Consider the following 15,241-nt stretch of genomic DNA (forward strand, 5'->3'; position numbering starts at 1 on the left):
TTCCTCGAGCACACTTAAGAGGACCCTAGCCTGATATCCAGGGGAGCGTAAGCCGGCTGGATCAGCCCCCTGATTTCGCAAAGACCACCTGGCGAACATCGATGTTCCCAGAGAGGAAACCTGCTTCGCAGTAGGACAGATAATATTCCCAGAGCCGCCTGAAGCGCTCGTCGAATCCGGCGGGCGTGAGGTCAGGCCAAGCCTCTCGGAAGTTATTTCGCCAGATCGCCAGCGTCCTGGCATAATCTTCCCCGAAGATGCGCTCGCGGATGACGGGTATGCCAAAGCGGTCGCCGAGCGACTTCAGGATCTGCGGTGTTGGCAACATGCCCCCCGGGAAAACGTAGCGCTGGATGAAGTCGACCTCGCGGCGATAGTGCTGGAACAGGCTGTCCTGGATGGTAATGGCCTGGACACCGGCCAGTCCGCCCGGCAGCAGACGGTCTCGCAGTTGCGAGAAATACTTCGGCCAGAACTGCTCGCCGACCGCCTCGATCATCTCGATCGAGGCGATACGGTCGTAGCGGTCGCGCTCGTCGCGATAGTCCTGCAGGCGGATCTCGACTTTCTCGGCGAGCCCGGCCTCGTGGATGCGGCGCTGTGCAAAATCGCGTTGCTGCTGGCTGATCGTCAGCCCAACGACCTTGGTGCCGAACGTCTTGGCGGCATATTCGGCAAAGCCGCCCCAGCCGCAGCCGATCTCGAGCAGCTTCTGCCCGGGCTTGAGATCGATCGCCTCGGCCAGCCGCTTGTACTTGTTGGTCTGCGCAGCGGTGAGGTCGGTGGTGTGCTCCTCGAACAAGGCCGAGGAATAGGTCATGCTCGGATCGAGCCAGGCCGAGTAGAACGAATTCCCGATGTCGTAATGGGCGTAGATGTTGCGCTTCGCCTGACGTTTGGTGTTGCGGTTGAACCAGTGCCGGACCAGCTGGGCAAACCGGATCAGCGGCTTGTCTTCCAGCATCGACTGCAGCAGGTGCTGGTTGACGCAGAACAGATAGAGAAACTGCGTCAGGTCCGGCGTATCCCAGTCGCCGTTCAGATAGGCTTCGGCGATGCCGATGTCGCCGCCATTGAGAAGGCGCGATGCGAAGCCGTAATTGGCCAGGATCATTGCGGCGGCCGGCCCGGGCTCAACGCCGCCGAGCCGGATCACCCGTCCGTCCGGCAGGGTCACGTCGAGCGTGCCTTTTCGCAACCGCGATCCGAAGCCGAGGGCAAGGCGGGGCAGGCGGGGAAGATCGGCAAGCACCTTGTCGATGGTATCAGGGGTGACTGGGATGACGTCCGGCATGGCAGGTCCACTCACGCAAACGGCTCCAGCCCACGTCCCCGTCGGCTGGCCGGTGTGGCACCTGTGCGGGCAGGGAATCACGGACGCAGAGCGAGCCGGCCGTTTCCGGTCAGCGTCGTGATATATAAGCGTGGCTGCCGTTCCCCGCCAAGCCGGTATTGGTTCCAGGGCCTGCAATGATTTCGCCGCGCGGCACGAGCCGGACGCCTTTGGCCCACAGCCGCAGTGCCTCCCAATGGATCGCGGCGAAGATTTTGACAGTCACCAGCGGGAGCGAGACGAAGGCAGCGAGCAGGGAGCCGGACGTCAGCCCGCGACGACGGCCGGAGAAGGTTGCAGCGAGCAGGGGACCGTCGGCGCCAGTTTCCAGAATCCGCAACTTGACCTCGTCGCCCGGCGGCATGATGCGGAAATGGTAGCGCATCGCCATGTCGATGAACGGCGAGACGTAGAAGGTCTTGTCCTGCGTCTGGCGCAGCCCTGCCGCGGACAGCTCATTGGGCCTGACCGGCAGCACATAGGGCTTGATCTCGCCGAAGGTGTTGCGGACCTCGTAGATCATCAGCGCCAGGGTGCCGTTGCTGCGATAACAGAAATAGACCGACAGCGGATTGAACACGTAGCCGAGCAGCCGCGGATAGCACAGCAGCAGCACGCGTCCGCCGCTGAGATCGATCCCCTGATCCGCCGCACAGGTCTGCGCATAGGCCAGCAGCGACGAGCCGTCGCGCGGACCATGGTCGGCCTCGTGGAAGCTGTAGAGCGCGCGCCGATTGACCCCGAACAGCGGTGTCTGCCGGTCCGCCTGGTCGAGCCGGCCGAGATCGATCAGCAGGCTCATCACGCGATACTGGAATCGATGCGTGGTCGGCCGCATGCGGGCATGCATGACATCTCCGACATAGAGCGCGGCCGCTTCCGTTCGATCATCCGGTCCCGAGTGATCCATGCCCATATCGCGCCTATTCCGCAGCCTCGGCGAGCTCGGTTGGAAACCCGCGCCATGGCACGCTCGCGCCGAGCGCCTCTGCCACGGCGAGACCCGAGCGCAGCCCGTCCTCATGGAAGCCATAGCCGGTCCAGGCCCCGCAGAACCAAGTATGGCGCTGCCCCTGAATCGCTGCCAGACGCTTCTGCGCCGCAAAGGCGGCAGCCGTATATTGTGGGTGCTCACAGATATATTTGCCAAAGGTTAGCTCCGGAGCCGGAGCGAAGGGTGGGTTGAGGCTGACGAACAGCGGCCTGGCGTCGTCGATGTCCTGCAGGTTGTTCATCCAATAGGTGACGGCGACATCGTTCATGGGAACGCCCTCACGCTGCCAGCGCAGGAAATTCCACGAAGCCCAGGCGCGGCGGCGCTTCGGCATCAGCCTGCTGTCACGGTGCAGATAGATCGTGTTGGGCGAATATTTGATCGCACCGAGGATGCCGCGCTCCCGCTCGTCCGCGTCGGCGAGCATCGACAAAGCCTGGTCGCTGTGAGCGGCAATCACCACATGATCGTAGCTGTCCCGACGCCCGCTGCTATCTTGAACGATGACGCCGTGGGCGGTGCGTTCGATGCGGGTCACAGCGCTGCCGAGCCTGATCTGGTTGCGGAAGCTTGACGTGAGCTTCTCCACGTAGCGGCGGCTGCCGCCCTTGACGGTGCGCCAGACCGGGCGGTCATATTGCAGCAACCTGTGATTGCTGAAGAACGCGACGAAGTTCTCGGCCGGAAAGTCCAGCATCTCGGATGCCGGGGCCGACCAGATTGCGGCCCCCATCGGCGCCAGATAGTCGGTGAGCAGTCGCGGCGCGAAATGGTTGCGCCGGAAATAGTCCCCGAGCGTCAGGCCATGCAGGCGGCCGGCCTTGAAGTCCGCTGTACTCTTTTCATTGAAGGTCAGGATGTCCCTGAGCATCCAGAGATAGGATGTCGACAGCAGGTTGCTCGGCTGCGCGAACAGCCCCTTGGCGGTGTCGAGCCAGGTGTTTCCGCCACCTTTCCATTCGAAGCGACCGGCATCCGCGGTGACGGCAAAGCTCATGCTGCTGTCGACCGTCTCGACCCCCAGATGATCGAACAAGGCGGTGAGCTCAGGATAGTTCAGCTCGTTGTAGACGATGAAGCCGATGTCGACGGAGACCGGAGCGCCGTCATAGTCGATCGTCACGGTGTGGCTGTGGCCGCCCGGACGGAGATCGCGCTCGTAGACGGTGATCGGATAACGCTTCGCCAGGGACCAGGCCGCGGCGTTACCCGCAATACCCGTTCCGACCACCGCAACTCGCATGAATGCCCCCTGAAGTTCACGTGCAAGTTACGGAGTCCCCGCCAAAGGGTTTCACGGGCGCGCTCGCCGCGTCACACCCCGCGCAAAACGGCATTCGGCAGATGAAATCTTGGTAAGGCGGCAGCCGGTGGCCCCTGGCCAGGCCTGCACGAAACTCCGCTGATTTACGGGAGATCTGTCGATTCGGCGGACTTTATCGGCACCATCGCTGCTGGGGGGGACGTGGGCTGCAGGGCTGTCCGGCGCCGTGGGCTGCGGCTAGAATGATTCCCCAAGACTACAGGGAAGCATCACGCCAGTGTCCACCGTGCCGATCGCCGTCGACGAGCCTTGCCGCGCGTCCGCTGACCCGCGGATCGTTGCCGGGACGCGGGAGAATCGCGCTCCGGCGGGCCTGCGGCATTTCGTCCGCTGGATCGCGGCGATCGGCTTGGCGGTAAGCTCGGCCGGCTGCCTGCTGACGCAGGATATTCCCGACCCGGCCCTCGACATGCCCCGGCGCTACAAGGCGGCGTCCGGTTCCGAATTGGCGGCGCCACCGCCGCTCGATTGGTGGCGCGGCTTCGGATCACGCGAGCTGACCCAGCTGATGGAGGAGGCGCAGAGCGTCAACCTCGATATTGCCGCTGCTGTGGCCAGGTTCAGGCAGGCCGATGCGCTGGCGCGGCAGGCCGGCGCGGCGCTGCTGCCGAGCCTGTCGAGCACGGGGCAGGAGACCTATTCGCGCACGTCCGGGTCGAGCTCCAGCGGGCTCACCAATGGCGGCCGTGAGGTCGTCAATTACCAGGCCTCGCTCTCTGCGAGCTACCAGCTCGACTTCTTCGGCCAGAATCGTGACGCGCTGCAGGCGGCCGAGGAAACCGCATTGGCCAACCGCTTCGACCGCGACGTCACGCAGTTAACGACGCTCGCCACCGTCGCAAATGCCTATTTCCAGGTGCTGGCCGCGCAGGATCGGATTCGGACGGCGGAGCGCAACATCGCCAGCGCCACGCGTGTGCTCGATGCCATCCGCGAACGGCAGAAGGCGGGCACCGGCAATGATCTCGACGTCGCGCAGCAGGAGAGCGTGCTCGCCAATCAGAAGGCGGCGGTGCCGCCGCTGCGCCAGACGCTCGATCAGAACGTCAATGCCCTGGCTGTGCTGGTCGCGCGATCGCCCGAAGGCATTCGGGTCATTGGCGGCTCGCTCGACCAGATCAGGACTCCGCGGGTCACGCCTGGTCTGCCGTCGGAGATCCTGACGCAGCGTCCGGACATCCGCCGGCAGGAGGCCCAATTGGCGTCAGCCACCGCCAATGTCGGCAGCGCGCGGGCGCAATTCTTTCCGAGCATCCAGTTGACCGGAAACGGAGGCTATCAGAGTGCAGCGCTGACCTCGCTGTTTCAGCCGCATGCGGCGTTTTTCAGCCTGGCCGGCAGCCTGACCCAGCCGATCTTCGACGGCGGCCGGATTCTCGGCAATTTCGAGAATGCCAAAGCGCGCCAGGATGAGCTGCTGCAGACCTACCGCAAGACCGTGATCCAGGCCTTCACCGACGTCGACAATGCGCTGTTCTCGATCAAGCAGACCACGATCAGGCTTCAACTGCAGCGCCAGGTCGTTACCGCCTCGCGTCGTGCGTTCGAATTGTCCGAGCAGCAACTGCGCGCGGGAACTGCCGACATCGTGACAGTCTTGAATACGCAATTGACGCTGTTCCAGGCCGAGGACGCGCTATGGCAGGCGCAACTGGCGCGCCTGCAGGCGTTCGTGAGCCTCTATCAGGCGCTCGGCGGCGGCTGGGAGCCGCGCATGGAGAAGTCGGCCGATGCTCTTTAAACCGGACGAGAAGGGAGCAGTGAAGCGCGCGCGGTCCAGCGTGGCGCGGCGGCTGGTGTCGATCACGATCACGCTGCTGATCCTAGGCGGCCTCGGCTATATCGGCTGGTCGGCGATGCAGCAGAAGCAGCAGGCCAATAACCGCTTCGCGCGGCCCGACCTTCCCGTTCCGGTCCTGGCCGCCTCGCCTGCCATCAAGGACGTGCCGGTCTATCTCGACGGCGTCGGCTCGGTCCGCGCGCTCAATACCGTCACGGTTCGCTCCCAGGTCGACGGCAAGCTGATCGCGGTCAATTTCGTCGAAGGGCAGGACGTCAAGAAGGGCGACGTGCTCGCCGAGATCGATCCGGCGATCTATCAGGCGCAGTACGACCAGGCCGTCGCCAAGAAGGCGCAGGACGAGGCGCAGCTCGCCAACCAGAAGCTCGACCTCGCCCGCTACGAGCAGCTCGCCGCCAGCAATGCCGGCACCAAGCAGCAGGCCGACACGCAGCGCGCGGTGGTGGCGCAGCAGCAGGCGCTGATCAAGGCGGATCAGGCCGCGATCGACAACGCGGCGACGACCTTGAGCTACACCAAGATCGTGGCGCCGCTCTCCGGCCGCGCCGGTCTGCGCCAGGTCGACCAGGGCAACGTCGTTCATGCCTCTGACGCGACCGGCCTCGTCGTCATCACGCAGCTGCAGCCGATTGCGGTTCAGTTCAGCCTGCCCCAACAGCAGATCATGCGCGTCAATGCGGCCGCCGCCAACGGACCGCTCGCCGTCGACGTGTTCGGCAATGACGGCGTCACCGTCATCGACACCGGCACGTTGCGGGGCATCGACAACCAGGTCGATCAGACGACGGGCACGCTGAAGCTGAAAGCCGAATTCCCCAACGGCAAATTCCAGCTCTGGCCAGGACAGTTCGTCAATGTCCGGCTCAAGGTCGAGACCCTGTCGCAGGCGATCACGGTGCCGACGTCGGCCGTACAGCGTGGGCCGGCAGGTACGTTCAGCTACGTGATTGGCGAGGGCGACATCGTCTCCGCGCATCCGGTGGCGGTCGTGCAGCAGAATGAGAGCGAGGCCGTGATCGCGAGCGGCTTGAGCCCCTCGGACCGTGTGGTGACGACAGGTTTTGCCAACCTCGCCGAGGGCGTCAAAGTGGTGGTCGGGCGCGCCGAGCAGACGCCGCAGGCCGATCTGGCGCCTCGCAAACGCGGCCGCAATCCGCAAGCAAAGGATCAAGGCAAGGACCAGGCGAAGGAGGGCGGAGCGCCGCCTGACGGCGCGCCGAAGGACGGCGAGCGGCGTCGCAGGCCTCAGGCCGCGGGCCAGACCGATGCCGGTGCAGCGCCCCAGGGAGGGAGTGAGGCAGGTCGCGGCGCGAAGGCGCAGCCATGACGCGACCGCAAGAGTGACGAGCAGTCGCGATGAGCGTCTCCGAACCCTTCATCCGCCGTCCTATCGCGACCTCGCTGCTCGGCGTCGCGCTGCTGATCGGCGGCCTGCTCGGCTATCTCGCGCTGCCGGTCTCGGCGCTGCCGCAGGTCGACTTCCCGACCGTCCAGGTGACGACGCAACTGCCGGGCGCCAGCCCCGATGTGATCGCCTCGCTGATCACGGCGCCGCTGGAGCGCCAGCTTGGGCAGATCCCGTCGCTCTCGGCGATGAACTCGACGAGCTCGTTCGGCGTCAGCCAGATCTCGTTGCAGTTCGATCTCGGACGCGACATCGATGGCGCCACGCAGGACGTCCAGGCGGCAATCAATGCCGCCGCCGGCGTCTTGCCGAAGTCGCTGCCCTATCCGCCGACCTACGCCAAGGTCAATCCGGCCGACGCACCGGTCATGACGCTCGCGCTGACCTCGGACACGATCTCCCTGCGCGCGATGAGTGACATGGCGGACACGATCATGGCCCAGCGGCTGAGCCAGGTCTCGGGCGTCGGCCGTGTCTCGGTGCTCGGCGGGCTCAAGCCCGCGGTGCGCGTGCAGGCCGACCTGGCGCGGCTCGCCGCCTATGGCATCTCGATGGAGGACCTGCGCGCCGCCATCGCAGGCGCAAACGTCTCCGGTCCCAAGGGATCGCTCGACGGGGCGCAGCAGGCCTATCTGATCACGGCCAACGACCAGATCGCGGCCGCCGACGCCTACAAGCCGATCATCATTGCCTACCGCAACGGCTCGCCGGTCACGATCGGCGATGTCGCGACGATTATCGATGGTTTGGAGAACGATCGGACCGGCGGCTGGTACCAGGGTGTCCCTGCGGTCATCCTCGACATCCAGCGCCAGCCGGGTGCCAACGTCATCGAGGTCGTCAAGCAGATCCGTGCCGAGATCCCGAAGCTGCAGCGCACGCTTCCCGCCGGCGTGAAGCTCGCCATCGTCAGCGATCGCACCGTGACCATCCGCGCCTCGGTGCACGACGTGCAGTTCACGCTGGTGCTCAGCGTGGTGCTGGTGACGCTGGTCGTGCTGCTGTTTCTGCGCTCGCTGCGGGCCACGATCATCGCCGGCGTCGCGCTGCCGCTGTCGCTGATCACGAGCTTCGGCGTGATGTACTTTGCCGGCTTCAGTCTCGACAATCTCTCGCTGATGGCACTCACCATCGGCACCGGCTTCGTCGTCGACGACGCCATCGTGATGATCGAGAACATCGTGCGCCACATGGAGAATGGCGAGAGCGCGATGAATGCTTCGTTGCGCGGTGCGCGCGAGATCGGCTTCACAGTGATCTCGCTGACCGTGTCGCTGATCGCGGTGTTCATTCCGCTGCTGTTCATGTCGGGGCTTGTCGGCCGCATGTTCCGCGAGTTCGCTTTGACCTTGACGATCGCAGTGGTGACGTCGGCGGTGGTCTCGCTGACCTTGACGCCGATGATGTGCTCGCGGCTGTTGAAGCATGCCAGTGAGGAATGGGTGCTGCCGGGACTGAACGCCATCAGCCGCTTCATCGACCGCACGGTGGCGGTCTATCACCGCAGCCTGCTCTGGGTGCTGGACCGCCAGACCGAGACGCTCGTCGTGACCTTCGCGACCTTGGCGGCGACCTTGGCGCTCTACGTCGTCGCGCCCAAGGGCTTCCTGCCGCTGCAGGATACCGGCTCGATCACGGCGGTGACCGAAGCCGGCCCTGACGTGTCGTTCGCCGAAATGAAGAAGCGCCAGGCGGATGTCGCCGCCGCGATCCGGGCCGATCCCGACGTCGTCGGCGTCGTCTCGGTGATCGGCGCCGGATCGGTCAACCCGACCACCAATGTCGGCCGTCTCGTCATGACCTTGAAGCCGCTTGGCGACCGGCAGGATGGCGTCGCCGAGGTGATCGACCGCCTGAAGCAGAAGACCTCGGGCGTGCCCGGCATGACCGTGTACTTCCAGCCGGTCCAGGACGTGCAGATCTCGACTCAGGCGAGCCGCTCGCAGTACCAGTACACGCTGACCGGCTCCGATGCCGCCGAGGTGTCGAAATGGGCGAGGCAGCTTGTCGGAGAAATGCGTCGCGACCCTCTGTTCCGCGACGTCTCCTCCGAAGCCCAGGAGGGCGGCCTGCGCGCGGAGTTGACCATCGACCGTCAGCGCGCCGGCCAGCTCGGCGTCAACCTGCAGGGCGTCACCGACACGCTCAATGACGCCTTTGCGCAGCGGCAGATCTCGACGATCTATGGCCAGGCCAACCAGTACCGCGTCGTGCTGGAGGCGCTGCCGATGTATCAGCGCGATCCCTCGATCCTGTCGAAGCTCTATCTGCCTGGCGCCGGCGGCCAAGTGCCGCTCTCGGCGGTGGCAAGCCTGAAGCGCACCACCGCGCCGCTGGCAATCTCGCACCAGGCGCAGTTTCCGGCGGTGTCGCTGAGCTTCAATCTCGCGCCCGGCGTGGCGCTGAGCGAGGCCGTCGACGCGCTCCATGCGACCGAGAACCGCATCGGCATGCCCGGCAGCATCATCGGCGTGTACTCGGGTGATGCCGCCGAATTCGCCAAGTCGCTGGCCGGCCAGCCCTGGCTGCTGCTGGCGGCCGTGGTCACGATCTACATCGTGCTCGGCGTGCTCTATGAGAGCTACATCCATCCGATCACGATCCTGTCGACCTTGCCGTCGGCGGGCGTCGGCGCCATCCTGGCCCTGATGCTGTTCGGCCAGGATCTCTCGGTCATCGGCTTGATCGGCATCATCCTCCTGATGGGCATCGTCAAGAAGAACGCGATCATGATGATCGACTTCGCGCTCGAGGCGGAGCGTCACGAGAACCGCACGCCTTACGACGCCATCGTGCAGGCGTGTCTCCTGCGCTTCCGCCCGATCATGATGACGACCCTGGCCGCGCTGTTCGGTGCGCTGCCGCTGGCGATCGAGAGCGGCACCGGCTCGGAGCTGCGCTTTCCGCTCGGCATCTCCATCATCGGCGGCCTGCTGCTCAGCCAATTGCTGACCCTGTACACGACGCCGGTCATCTATCTCGCGCTCGACCGCATCAATCGTCGCTTCGAGCGCGCGTTGCCGCCGGCGCCGAACCTGCCGTCGCCGCCGCTCGCAGGTGCGACCGAAGGCGTCCAGTGATGGCCTCGATCTCCGAGCCGTTCATTCGCCGGCCGGTCGGCACCACACTGCTCTCGATCGGCCTGTTCCTGGTCGGGATCGTCGCCTACATCTTCCTTCCGGTCGCGCCGGTGCCGAACGTCGATTTCCCGGCGATCTTCGTCAGCGCGTCGCGCCCGGGCGCGGACCCGTCCGTCATGGCGGGGACGGTCGCGGCGCCGCTGGAGCGGCGACTCGGCGAGATCGCGGGCGTCAACCAGATCACCTCGACGAGCTCGCTCGGCACCACCAACATCCAGATCCAATTCTCGATCGGCCGCGACATCGACAAGGCCGCGCGCGACGTGCAGGCGGCCATCAATGCCTCGCTGTCGGACCTTCCGAGCGACCTTCCGGCGCTGCCGCGGTTCCGCAAGGCGAACACGGCCGCGGCTCCCGTATTCGTTCTGGCGCTGACCTCGAAGACGATGACGACGAGCGCGATGTATGACGTCGCCGACACCGTGCTCGCGCAGCGGCTGTTCCAGGTACCCGGCGTCGGTAACGTCACGGTCAGCGGCGCCGATCAACCCGCCGTGCGCATCGCGCTCAATCCGGTCTCGCTCGCCAATGCCGGCATCTCGACCGACGATGTCCGGACGGCGATCATCAATGCCAATCCGATCGGGCCTGTCGGCATCTTCGAGGGCGGCCGCCAGAGCGAGACCATCGCCATCAACCGGCAGATGCGCAGCGCGGCCGAATTCCGCGACATCCTGATCAAGAGCAGCAATGGCAGCTTCGTACGGTTGTCGGATGTCGCCGACGTCGAGGATTCCGTGCGCAACGTGCGTTCGATCGCCTGGTTCAACAAGCAGCCGGCGGTGCTGATCCAGATCGCCAAGCAGGGCGATGCCAACGTGATCGAGACGGTCGACCGGGTGAAGGCGCTGATCCCGGAGCTCAAGCAATGGCTGCCGGCGGGGATCGATATCTCCACGCTGGTCGACCGCACCGGGACCATTCGCGCCTCGGTCGATGACATGCAGTGGACCTTGCTCGCGACCGCCGTGCTGGTGATGATCGTCGTGTTCCTGTTCCTTCGCCGTCTGGTGCCGACGGTCGCGGCCGGCGTCTCGGTGCCGCTGGCGCTTGCCGGTACCTGCGCGGCGATGTGGCTCGCAGGCTTCTCGATCGACAATCTGTCACTGATGGCGCTCGCGATCTCCGTCGGCTTCGTCGTCGACGACGCTATCGTCATGATCGAGAACATGTACCGCAATCTCGAGCATGGCCTGTCGCCGATGCGCGCCGCGCTCGATGGCGCCCGCCAGATCGGCTTTACCGTGTTGTCGATCAGCCTTTCTCTGATTGCAGCCTTCGTGCCCTTGATCTTCATGGACGGCGTCGTCGGCCGTCTCCTGCGTGAGTTCTCGCTGACGCTGACCTTCGCGATCGTCGTGTCGACATTGGTATCGCTGACGGTGACGCCGATGATCTGCGCGCATTACATCAAGGAGACGCTGTCCGATCGTGCCACCTGGTTCGACCGTATCGTCGAAGGCGCGCTGTCCGGCATGGTCCGCTTCTATGCCTGGACGCTGCGCGGCGTGCTGGTTTATCCGTTTCTCACCCTGATCGTGTTCTTCGCCACCATCGCGCTCACGGTGACGCTCTACATCAAGGTGCCCAAGGGCTACTTCCCGACCGACGATTCCGGCTTCGTCATCGGTGCGACGCGCGCCTCGGCCGACATTTCGTTCCAGTCCATGCTGGGCCTGCAGCAGCGGCTTGCCGACATCGTGATGGCCGATCCCGCCGTGGCCGGCATCGGCTCGACGGTCGGGGGTGGCGGCGGGCCGGGCGGCGCGACGTCCAACCGCGGCACCATGTTCATCAACCTCAAGCCCCCGGCGGAGCGCGAGGGCGTCTCGACTGAGCTCGTGATCAACCGCCTCAGGCGGAGCCTCGCGATGGTCCCCGGCATTCGGCTCTTCATGTTCGCCGCGCAGGACGTTCGCACCGGCGGCCGCCAGAGCGATTCCGACTACCAGTACACGTTGAGCAGCCCCGATCTCGACCTTCTGCAGAAATGGGCGCCGATTGTCGCCAAGCGCCTGGAGTCGGTCGACGGCATCACCGACATTTCAAGCGACCGCGATCCCGGTGGCCTGCAGCTTGCGCTGCGGATCGACCGACAAACGGCGGCGAGCCTCGGCGTCCGCGTCCAGGATATCGACAACGCGCTCAACAACGCCTTCGCGCAACGCCAGATCTCGATCGTCTACAGCCAGCGCAACCAATACATGGTCGTGCTGGAGATCGACCCGAAGTTCCAGACCGATCCCTCCAATCTCGACCGCATCTATGTGGCCGGGGCAGGGGACGCGCAGGTGCCGTTGTCGGCGCTGGTCAAGGCCGAGCGCGGTCTGTCACCGCTGGCGGTGTATCATTCACAATCGTTCCCTTCGACCACCGTCTCGTTCAACCTGCTGCCGGACGTGCCCTTGCAGACCGCGACCGCCAACATCCAGCGCGCCGTCGACGAGCTGCACATGCCGGAGGGCATCCGCGGCAGCTTCGACGGCAATGCCGGGGACTTCAACAAGAGCAGCGGCCGCCAGCCTCTCTTGATCCTGTTCGCCCTGGCCGCGATGTATATCGTGCTCGGCGTGCTCTATGAGAGCCTGGCGCATCCGCTGACGATCATCTCGACCTTGCCGTCGGCCGGGCTCGGCGCGCTGCTCGCCTTGCAGGTTACCAACACGCCGCTGACGGTGATCGCCTTCGTCGGCATCATCCTGCTGATCGGGATCGTCAAGAAGAACGGCATCATGCTGGTCGATTTCGCGCTGGAAGCCGAGCGGCAGCGCGGCATGTCATCGGCCGATGCGATCTTCGAGGCCTGCCGGGTGCGATTCCGCCCGATCCTGATGACGACCCTCGCCGCGCTGTTCGCCGGCCTGCCGCTGGTGATCGCGACCGGTCCCGGCACTGAGCTGCGCCGCCCGCTCGGCATCACCATCATCGGTGGGCTGCTGGTGTCGCAGATCCTCACCCTCTACACCACGCCGGTGATCTATCTGCTGATCGACCGGCTGCGCCGCCGCTCGGCGCCGGAGCCGCTCGCAGCTCCTGCCGAATGAGCCGTTGTCGCGACGTTCAGCGGCGCGTATAGGCGCGGCATGCCAGAGACACACAACCATCCGCCGCTTGCCACCGAGGCGCCACCCGACTGCCCGCGCTGCCAGAAGCCGCTGCCGCTGTGCATCTGCGACAGCGTCACGCCGCTGGAAAGCCGGCTGGGGCTCCTGATCCTGCAGCACCCGCAGGAGCAGGACCGCGCGCTCGGCACCGCGCGGCTCGCCGCCCAGCATTTCAAGAACGCGGTGGTCAAGGTCGGGCTGTCCTGGCCGAGCCTCGCCAGGGCGCTGGGACGGCCGGTTGCCGATCCCGCGCGCTGGGCCATTCTCTATCTCGGCTCGGCCAAGGCGGCCGAGCTCGATCCTGAGACCGAGGTGGTCGCGCTGACCCGCAAGGGCGAGGTGGCCGACAACCAGCGCGCCATCCTCAAGTCGATCGAGGGCGTGATCCTGCTCGACGGCACCTGGAGCCAGGCCAAGGCGCTGTGGTGGCGCAATCCGTGGATGCTGAAGTGCCAGCGCGTGATCCTCGGGCCGCGGCAGCCGTCGCGCTACGGCCGGCTGCGCCGCGAGCCGCGCCGCGACGGGCTGTCGACCATCGAGGCGGCGGGGATGCTGATGGCCGCGCTGGAACGCCGGCCGGAGATCGCCACGACCCTCGACGCCAGCTTCGAGCGCATGCTGGCGCGGTATCGGGAGGTCGAAAAAGAGCAACCGGAGCTCACGCCCCGCCCAAAGGCCCGCAAGCCGGATTGGCGCAACCGTAAACGGCGGGTTTAGGAACCGGGGGTACGCTTCTTGCATTGCAGCATGGAACGAGGATCAGAGCCATGCAGGAAGCAGAAAAATCCAATGTGGTGCAGTTCCGGGATTACGCGCCCCGGCTGGCCGGCAGGTCCGGCTCGGATCGGGGCGGCGTCTCGGCCGGTGAACGAGGGGCAATTCTGACCTGGCCGCGCGCGCAGGTCAGCTATCCCGGCGGCATCGACGATCTGCCCATCTAGCGCCGGCCGCGGCCAATGGGTGGTCCAACCCGCTTGATCTTGATTGAGTGGAGGCCACGACCAGAATTGAACTGGTGTAAACGGTTTTGCAGACCGCTGCGTAACCACTCCGCCACGTGGCCCCTGTGGGCGGAGCAATATAGGCAATCGGTCGCTTAGGCAACCACTCTCGTCGCGAAGCCGACGCCATCGATCCGGGCCCTCAGCCAGCCGGACGTTCGATCCGCCGAGCCGCGTTTCGAACTGGTCGGCATCGAGCTCGGCAGCGCGTAGGGGTGTTGTCGCGCCGTTCTCATCCCGACCCAGGTCCACATCTCGCGTGGTCGAAAATTCCAGACGGAGCTGGCGATGCGGCCGCTGCCGATCACCAGCAGCTTTCGCCGAACTGTTGCATCGGCAATGACGCGCAGCAGCGACGATAGTTGAAAACATCGCGGCGAAATCGCGCAACGCGCCTTGATTTCGTCAGGTTGTGTTGTTCTAATTGTTCTATGTCAGGGTGCGCTGCGGGACGCCGGACTTCAGAGCAGCATTCCCACGACTCACGCACACAACTTCACACGCAAAGATCTGTCATGGATGATCACCCGACACGCCGCTCGGTGGTTTTCGGTACGCTTGCCGCATGCGCAACAGTCGCCAGCGCAGCGGCCGACGACGATGATCCTCGCAAGGAGAAGCGGCCGCAGAAAGGCGACCTGATCGTGTTCTCGGAAGGGGAGCGCGAAGGGCAGACGATCACGCCTGACGACTTGAAGCTCGGCGAGCCACCGGTTCACGCATGGCCGAAGGATCCAGCGAATGCGATCGTGCGTGACGGATCGCGATTGAACGAAGTGGTGCTCGTCAGGCTCGATCCAAACGAACTCGACGACGACACGCGTCAGCGCGCGGCCGAAGGCATCGTGGCCTACTCGGCCATCTGCTCGCATGCGGGATGCCCGGTCACGGCCTGGATCAAGGCGACCGAGGGCAACGACGATGTCTTCAAATGCATGTGCCACAATTCCGAGTACGACCCGAGGCGCGGGGCGCAGGTCGTGTTCGGCCCCGCGCCGCGGCGGCTTGCCGCGCTTCCCCTCGCGATCAAGGACGGCACGCTCCTGATCGCCGGGCCCTTCATTGGGAAGGTGGGTGGCCAACAGGGCTGATGAGATCCCATGTCCCTATCGGAACTCGCATCGTCTCGACACCCGTCA

10 protein-coding genes and 1 tRNA gene are annotated in these 15,241 nt (G+C 65.3%); 7 read left to right on the forward strand and 4 right to left on the reverse strand.

Going from position 1 to position 15,241, the window contains the following annotated elements; translation table 11 throughout:
• Positions 1-61: 61 nt before the first annotated feature.
• The 3 genes from QX010_RS07770 to QX010_RS07780 form a co-directional block, all read right to left on the reverse strand.
• The gene (locus QX010_RS07770) at positions 62-1,294 is read right to left on the reverse strand and encodes a cyclopropane-fatty-acyl-phospholipid synthase family protein (RefSeq protein WP_316178952.1); all 1,233 of its coding nucleotides are present in this window, start codon (positions 1,292-1,294) and stop codon (positions 62-64) included.
• Positions 1,295-1,403: 109 nt separating this feature from the next.
• Positions 1,404-2,249: a DUF1365 domain-containing protein gene (locus tag QX010_RS07775; RefSeq protein WP_316178674.1), complete on the reverse strand. Its 846-nt coding sequence runs from the start codon at positions 2,247-2,249 to the stop codon at positions 1,404-1,406.
• 7 nt (positions 2,250-2,256) lie between these two features.
• Positions 2,257-3,570, reverse strand: a complete 1,314-nt coding sequence (locus tag QX010_RS07780) for an NAD(P)/FAD-dependent oxidoreductase (protein WP_316178676.1) — start codon at positions 3,568-3,570, stop codon at positions 2,257-2,259.
• Between the two features lie 298 nt (positions 3,571-3,868).
• On the opposite strand from QX010_RS07780, the gene QX010_RS07785 reads away from it, so the two are divergent.
• The 6 genes from QX010_RS07785 to QX010_RS07810 are packed head-to-tail and all read left to right on the forward strand — an operon-like array spanning position 3,869 to position 14,042.
• Positions 3,869-5,392 (forward strand): efflux transporter outer membrane subunit, encoded by a 1,524-nt coding sequence (locus tag QX010_RS07785; RefSeq protein ID WP_316178677.1) that lies wholly within the window; start codon positions 3,869-3,871, stop codon positions 5,390-5,392.
• On the forward strand, positions 5,382-6,779 hold the full coding sequence (locus QX010_RS07790; RefSeq protein WP_316178679.1) for an efflux RND transporter periplasmic adaptor subunit: 1,398 nt from the start codon (positions 5,382-5,384) through the stop codon (positions 6,777-6,779). The genes QX010_RS07785 and QX010_RS07790 overlap by 11 nt, the downstream gene beginning before the upstream one ends.
• A gap of 29 nt (positions 6,780-6,808) precedes the next feature.
• Positions 6,809-9,937, forward strand: a complete 3,129-nt coding sequence (locus QX010_RS07795; RefSeq protein WP_316178681.1) for an efflux RND transporter permease subunit — start codon at positions 6,809-6,811, stop codon at positions 9,935-9,937.
• Positions 9,937-13,041 carry an efflux RND transporter permease subunit gene (locus QX010_RS07800; RefSeq protein WP_316178682.1) on the forward strand — a complete coding sequence of 1,035 codons (3,105 nt, stop codon included), beginning with the start codon at positions 9,937-9,939 and terminating at the stop codon, positions 13,039-13,041. The genes QX010_RS07795 and QX010_RS07800 overlap by 1 nt, the downstream gene beginning before the upstream one ends.
• Positions 13,042-13,080: 39 nt before the next feature.
• On the forward strand, positions 13,081-13,818 hold the full coding sequence (locus QX010_RS07805; RefSeq protein ID WP_316178683.1) for a tRNA-uridine aminocarboxypropyltransferase: 738 nt from the start codon (positions 13,081-13,083) through the stop codon (positions 13,816-13,818).
• 50 nt (positions 13,819-13,868) lie between these two features.
• Positions 13,869-14,042: a hypothetical protein gene (locus tag QX010_RS07810; RefSeq protein WP_315799923.1), complete on the forward strand. Its 174-nt coding sequence runs from the start codon at positions 13,869-13,871 to the stop codon at positions 14,040-14,042.
• Between the two features lie 48 nt (positions 14,043-14,090).
• Here the strand turns inward: QX010_RS07810 and QX010_RS07815 are convergent.
• Positions 14,091-14,164: transfer RNA gene (locus QX010_RS07815), tRNA-Cys, on the reverse strand.
• Positions 14,165-14,617: 453 nt separating this feature from the next.
• On the opposite strand from QX010_RS07815, the gene QX010_RS07820 reads away from it, so the two are divergent.
• A complete protein-coding gene (locus tag QX010_RS07820; protein WP_316178685.1) occupies positions 14,618-15,193 on the forward strand; it encodes a ubiquinol-cytochrome c reductase iron-sulfur subunit in 576 nt (191 codons plus the stop codon).
• The last annotated feature ends 48 nt before the right edge of the window (positions 15,194-15,241 follow it).

It is taken from the genome of Bradyrhizobium sp. SZCCHNRI1009 (assembly GCF_032487575.1).
GTDB lineage: Bacteria > Pseudomonadota > Alphaproteobacteria > Rhizobiales > Xanthobacteraceae > Bradyrhizobium.

What these genes read in the sequence shown, in the direction of transcription:
- QX010_RS07770 (WP_316178952.1), bottom strand. Translation starts at nt 1,294, where the DNA reads ATGCCGGACGTCATCCCAGTCACCCCTGATACCATCGACAAGGTGCTT.
- QX010_RS07790 (WP_316178679.1), top strand. Translation starts at nt 5,382, where the DNA reads ATGCTCTTTAAACCGGACGAGAAGGGAGCAGTGAAGCGCGCGCGGTCC.
- QX010_RS07810 (WP_315799923.1), top strand. Translation starts at nt 13,869, where the DNA reads ATGCAGGAAGCAGAAAAATCCAATGTGGTGCAGTTCCGGGATTACGCG.
- QX010_RS07780 (WP_316178676.1), bottom strand. Translation starts at nt 3,570, where the DNA reads ATGCGAGTTGCGGTGGTCGGAACGGGTATTGCGGGTAACGCCGCGGCC.
- QX010_RS07795 (WP_316178681.1), top strand. Translation starts at nt 6,809, where the DNA reads ATGAGCGTCTCCGAACCCTTCATCCGCCGTCCTATCGCGACCTCGCTG.
- QX010_RS07775 (WP_316178674.1), bottom strand. Translation starts at nt 2,249, where the DNA reads ATGGGCATGGATCACTCGGGACCGGATGATCGAACGGAAGCGGCCGCG.
- QX010_RS07805 (WP_316178683.1), top strand. Translation starts at nt 13,081, where the DNA reads ATGCCAGAGACACACAACCATCCGCCGCTTGCCACCGAGGCGCCACCC.
- QX010_RS07820 (WP_316178685.1), top strand. Translation starts at nt 14,618, where the DNA reads ATGGATGATCACCCGACACGCCGCTCGGTGGTTTTCGGTACGCTTGCC.
- QX010_RS07800 (WP_316178682.1), top strand. Translation starts at nt 9,937, where the DNA reads ATGGCCTCGATCTCCGAGCCGTTCATTCGCCGGCCGGTCGGCACCACA.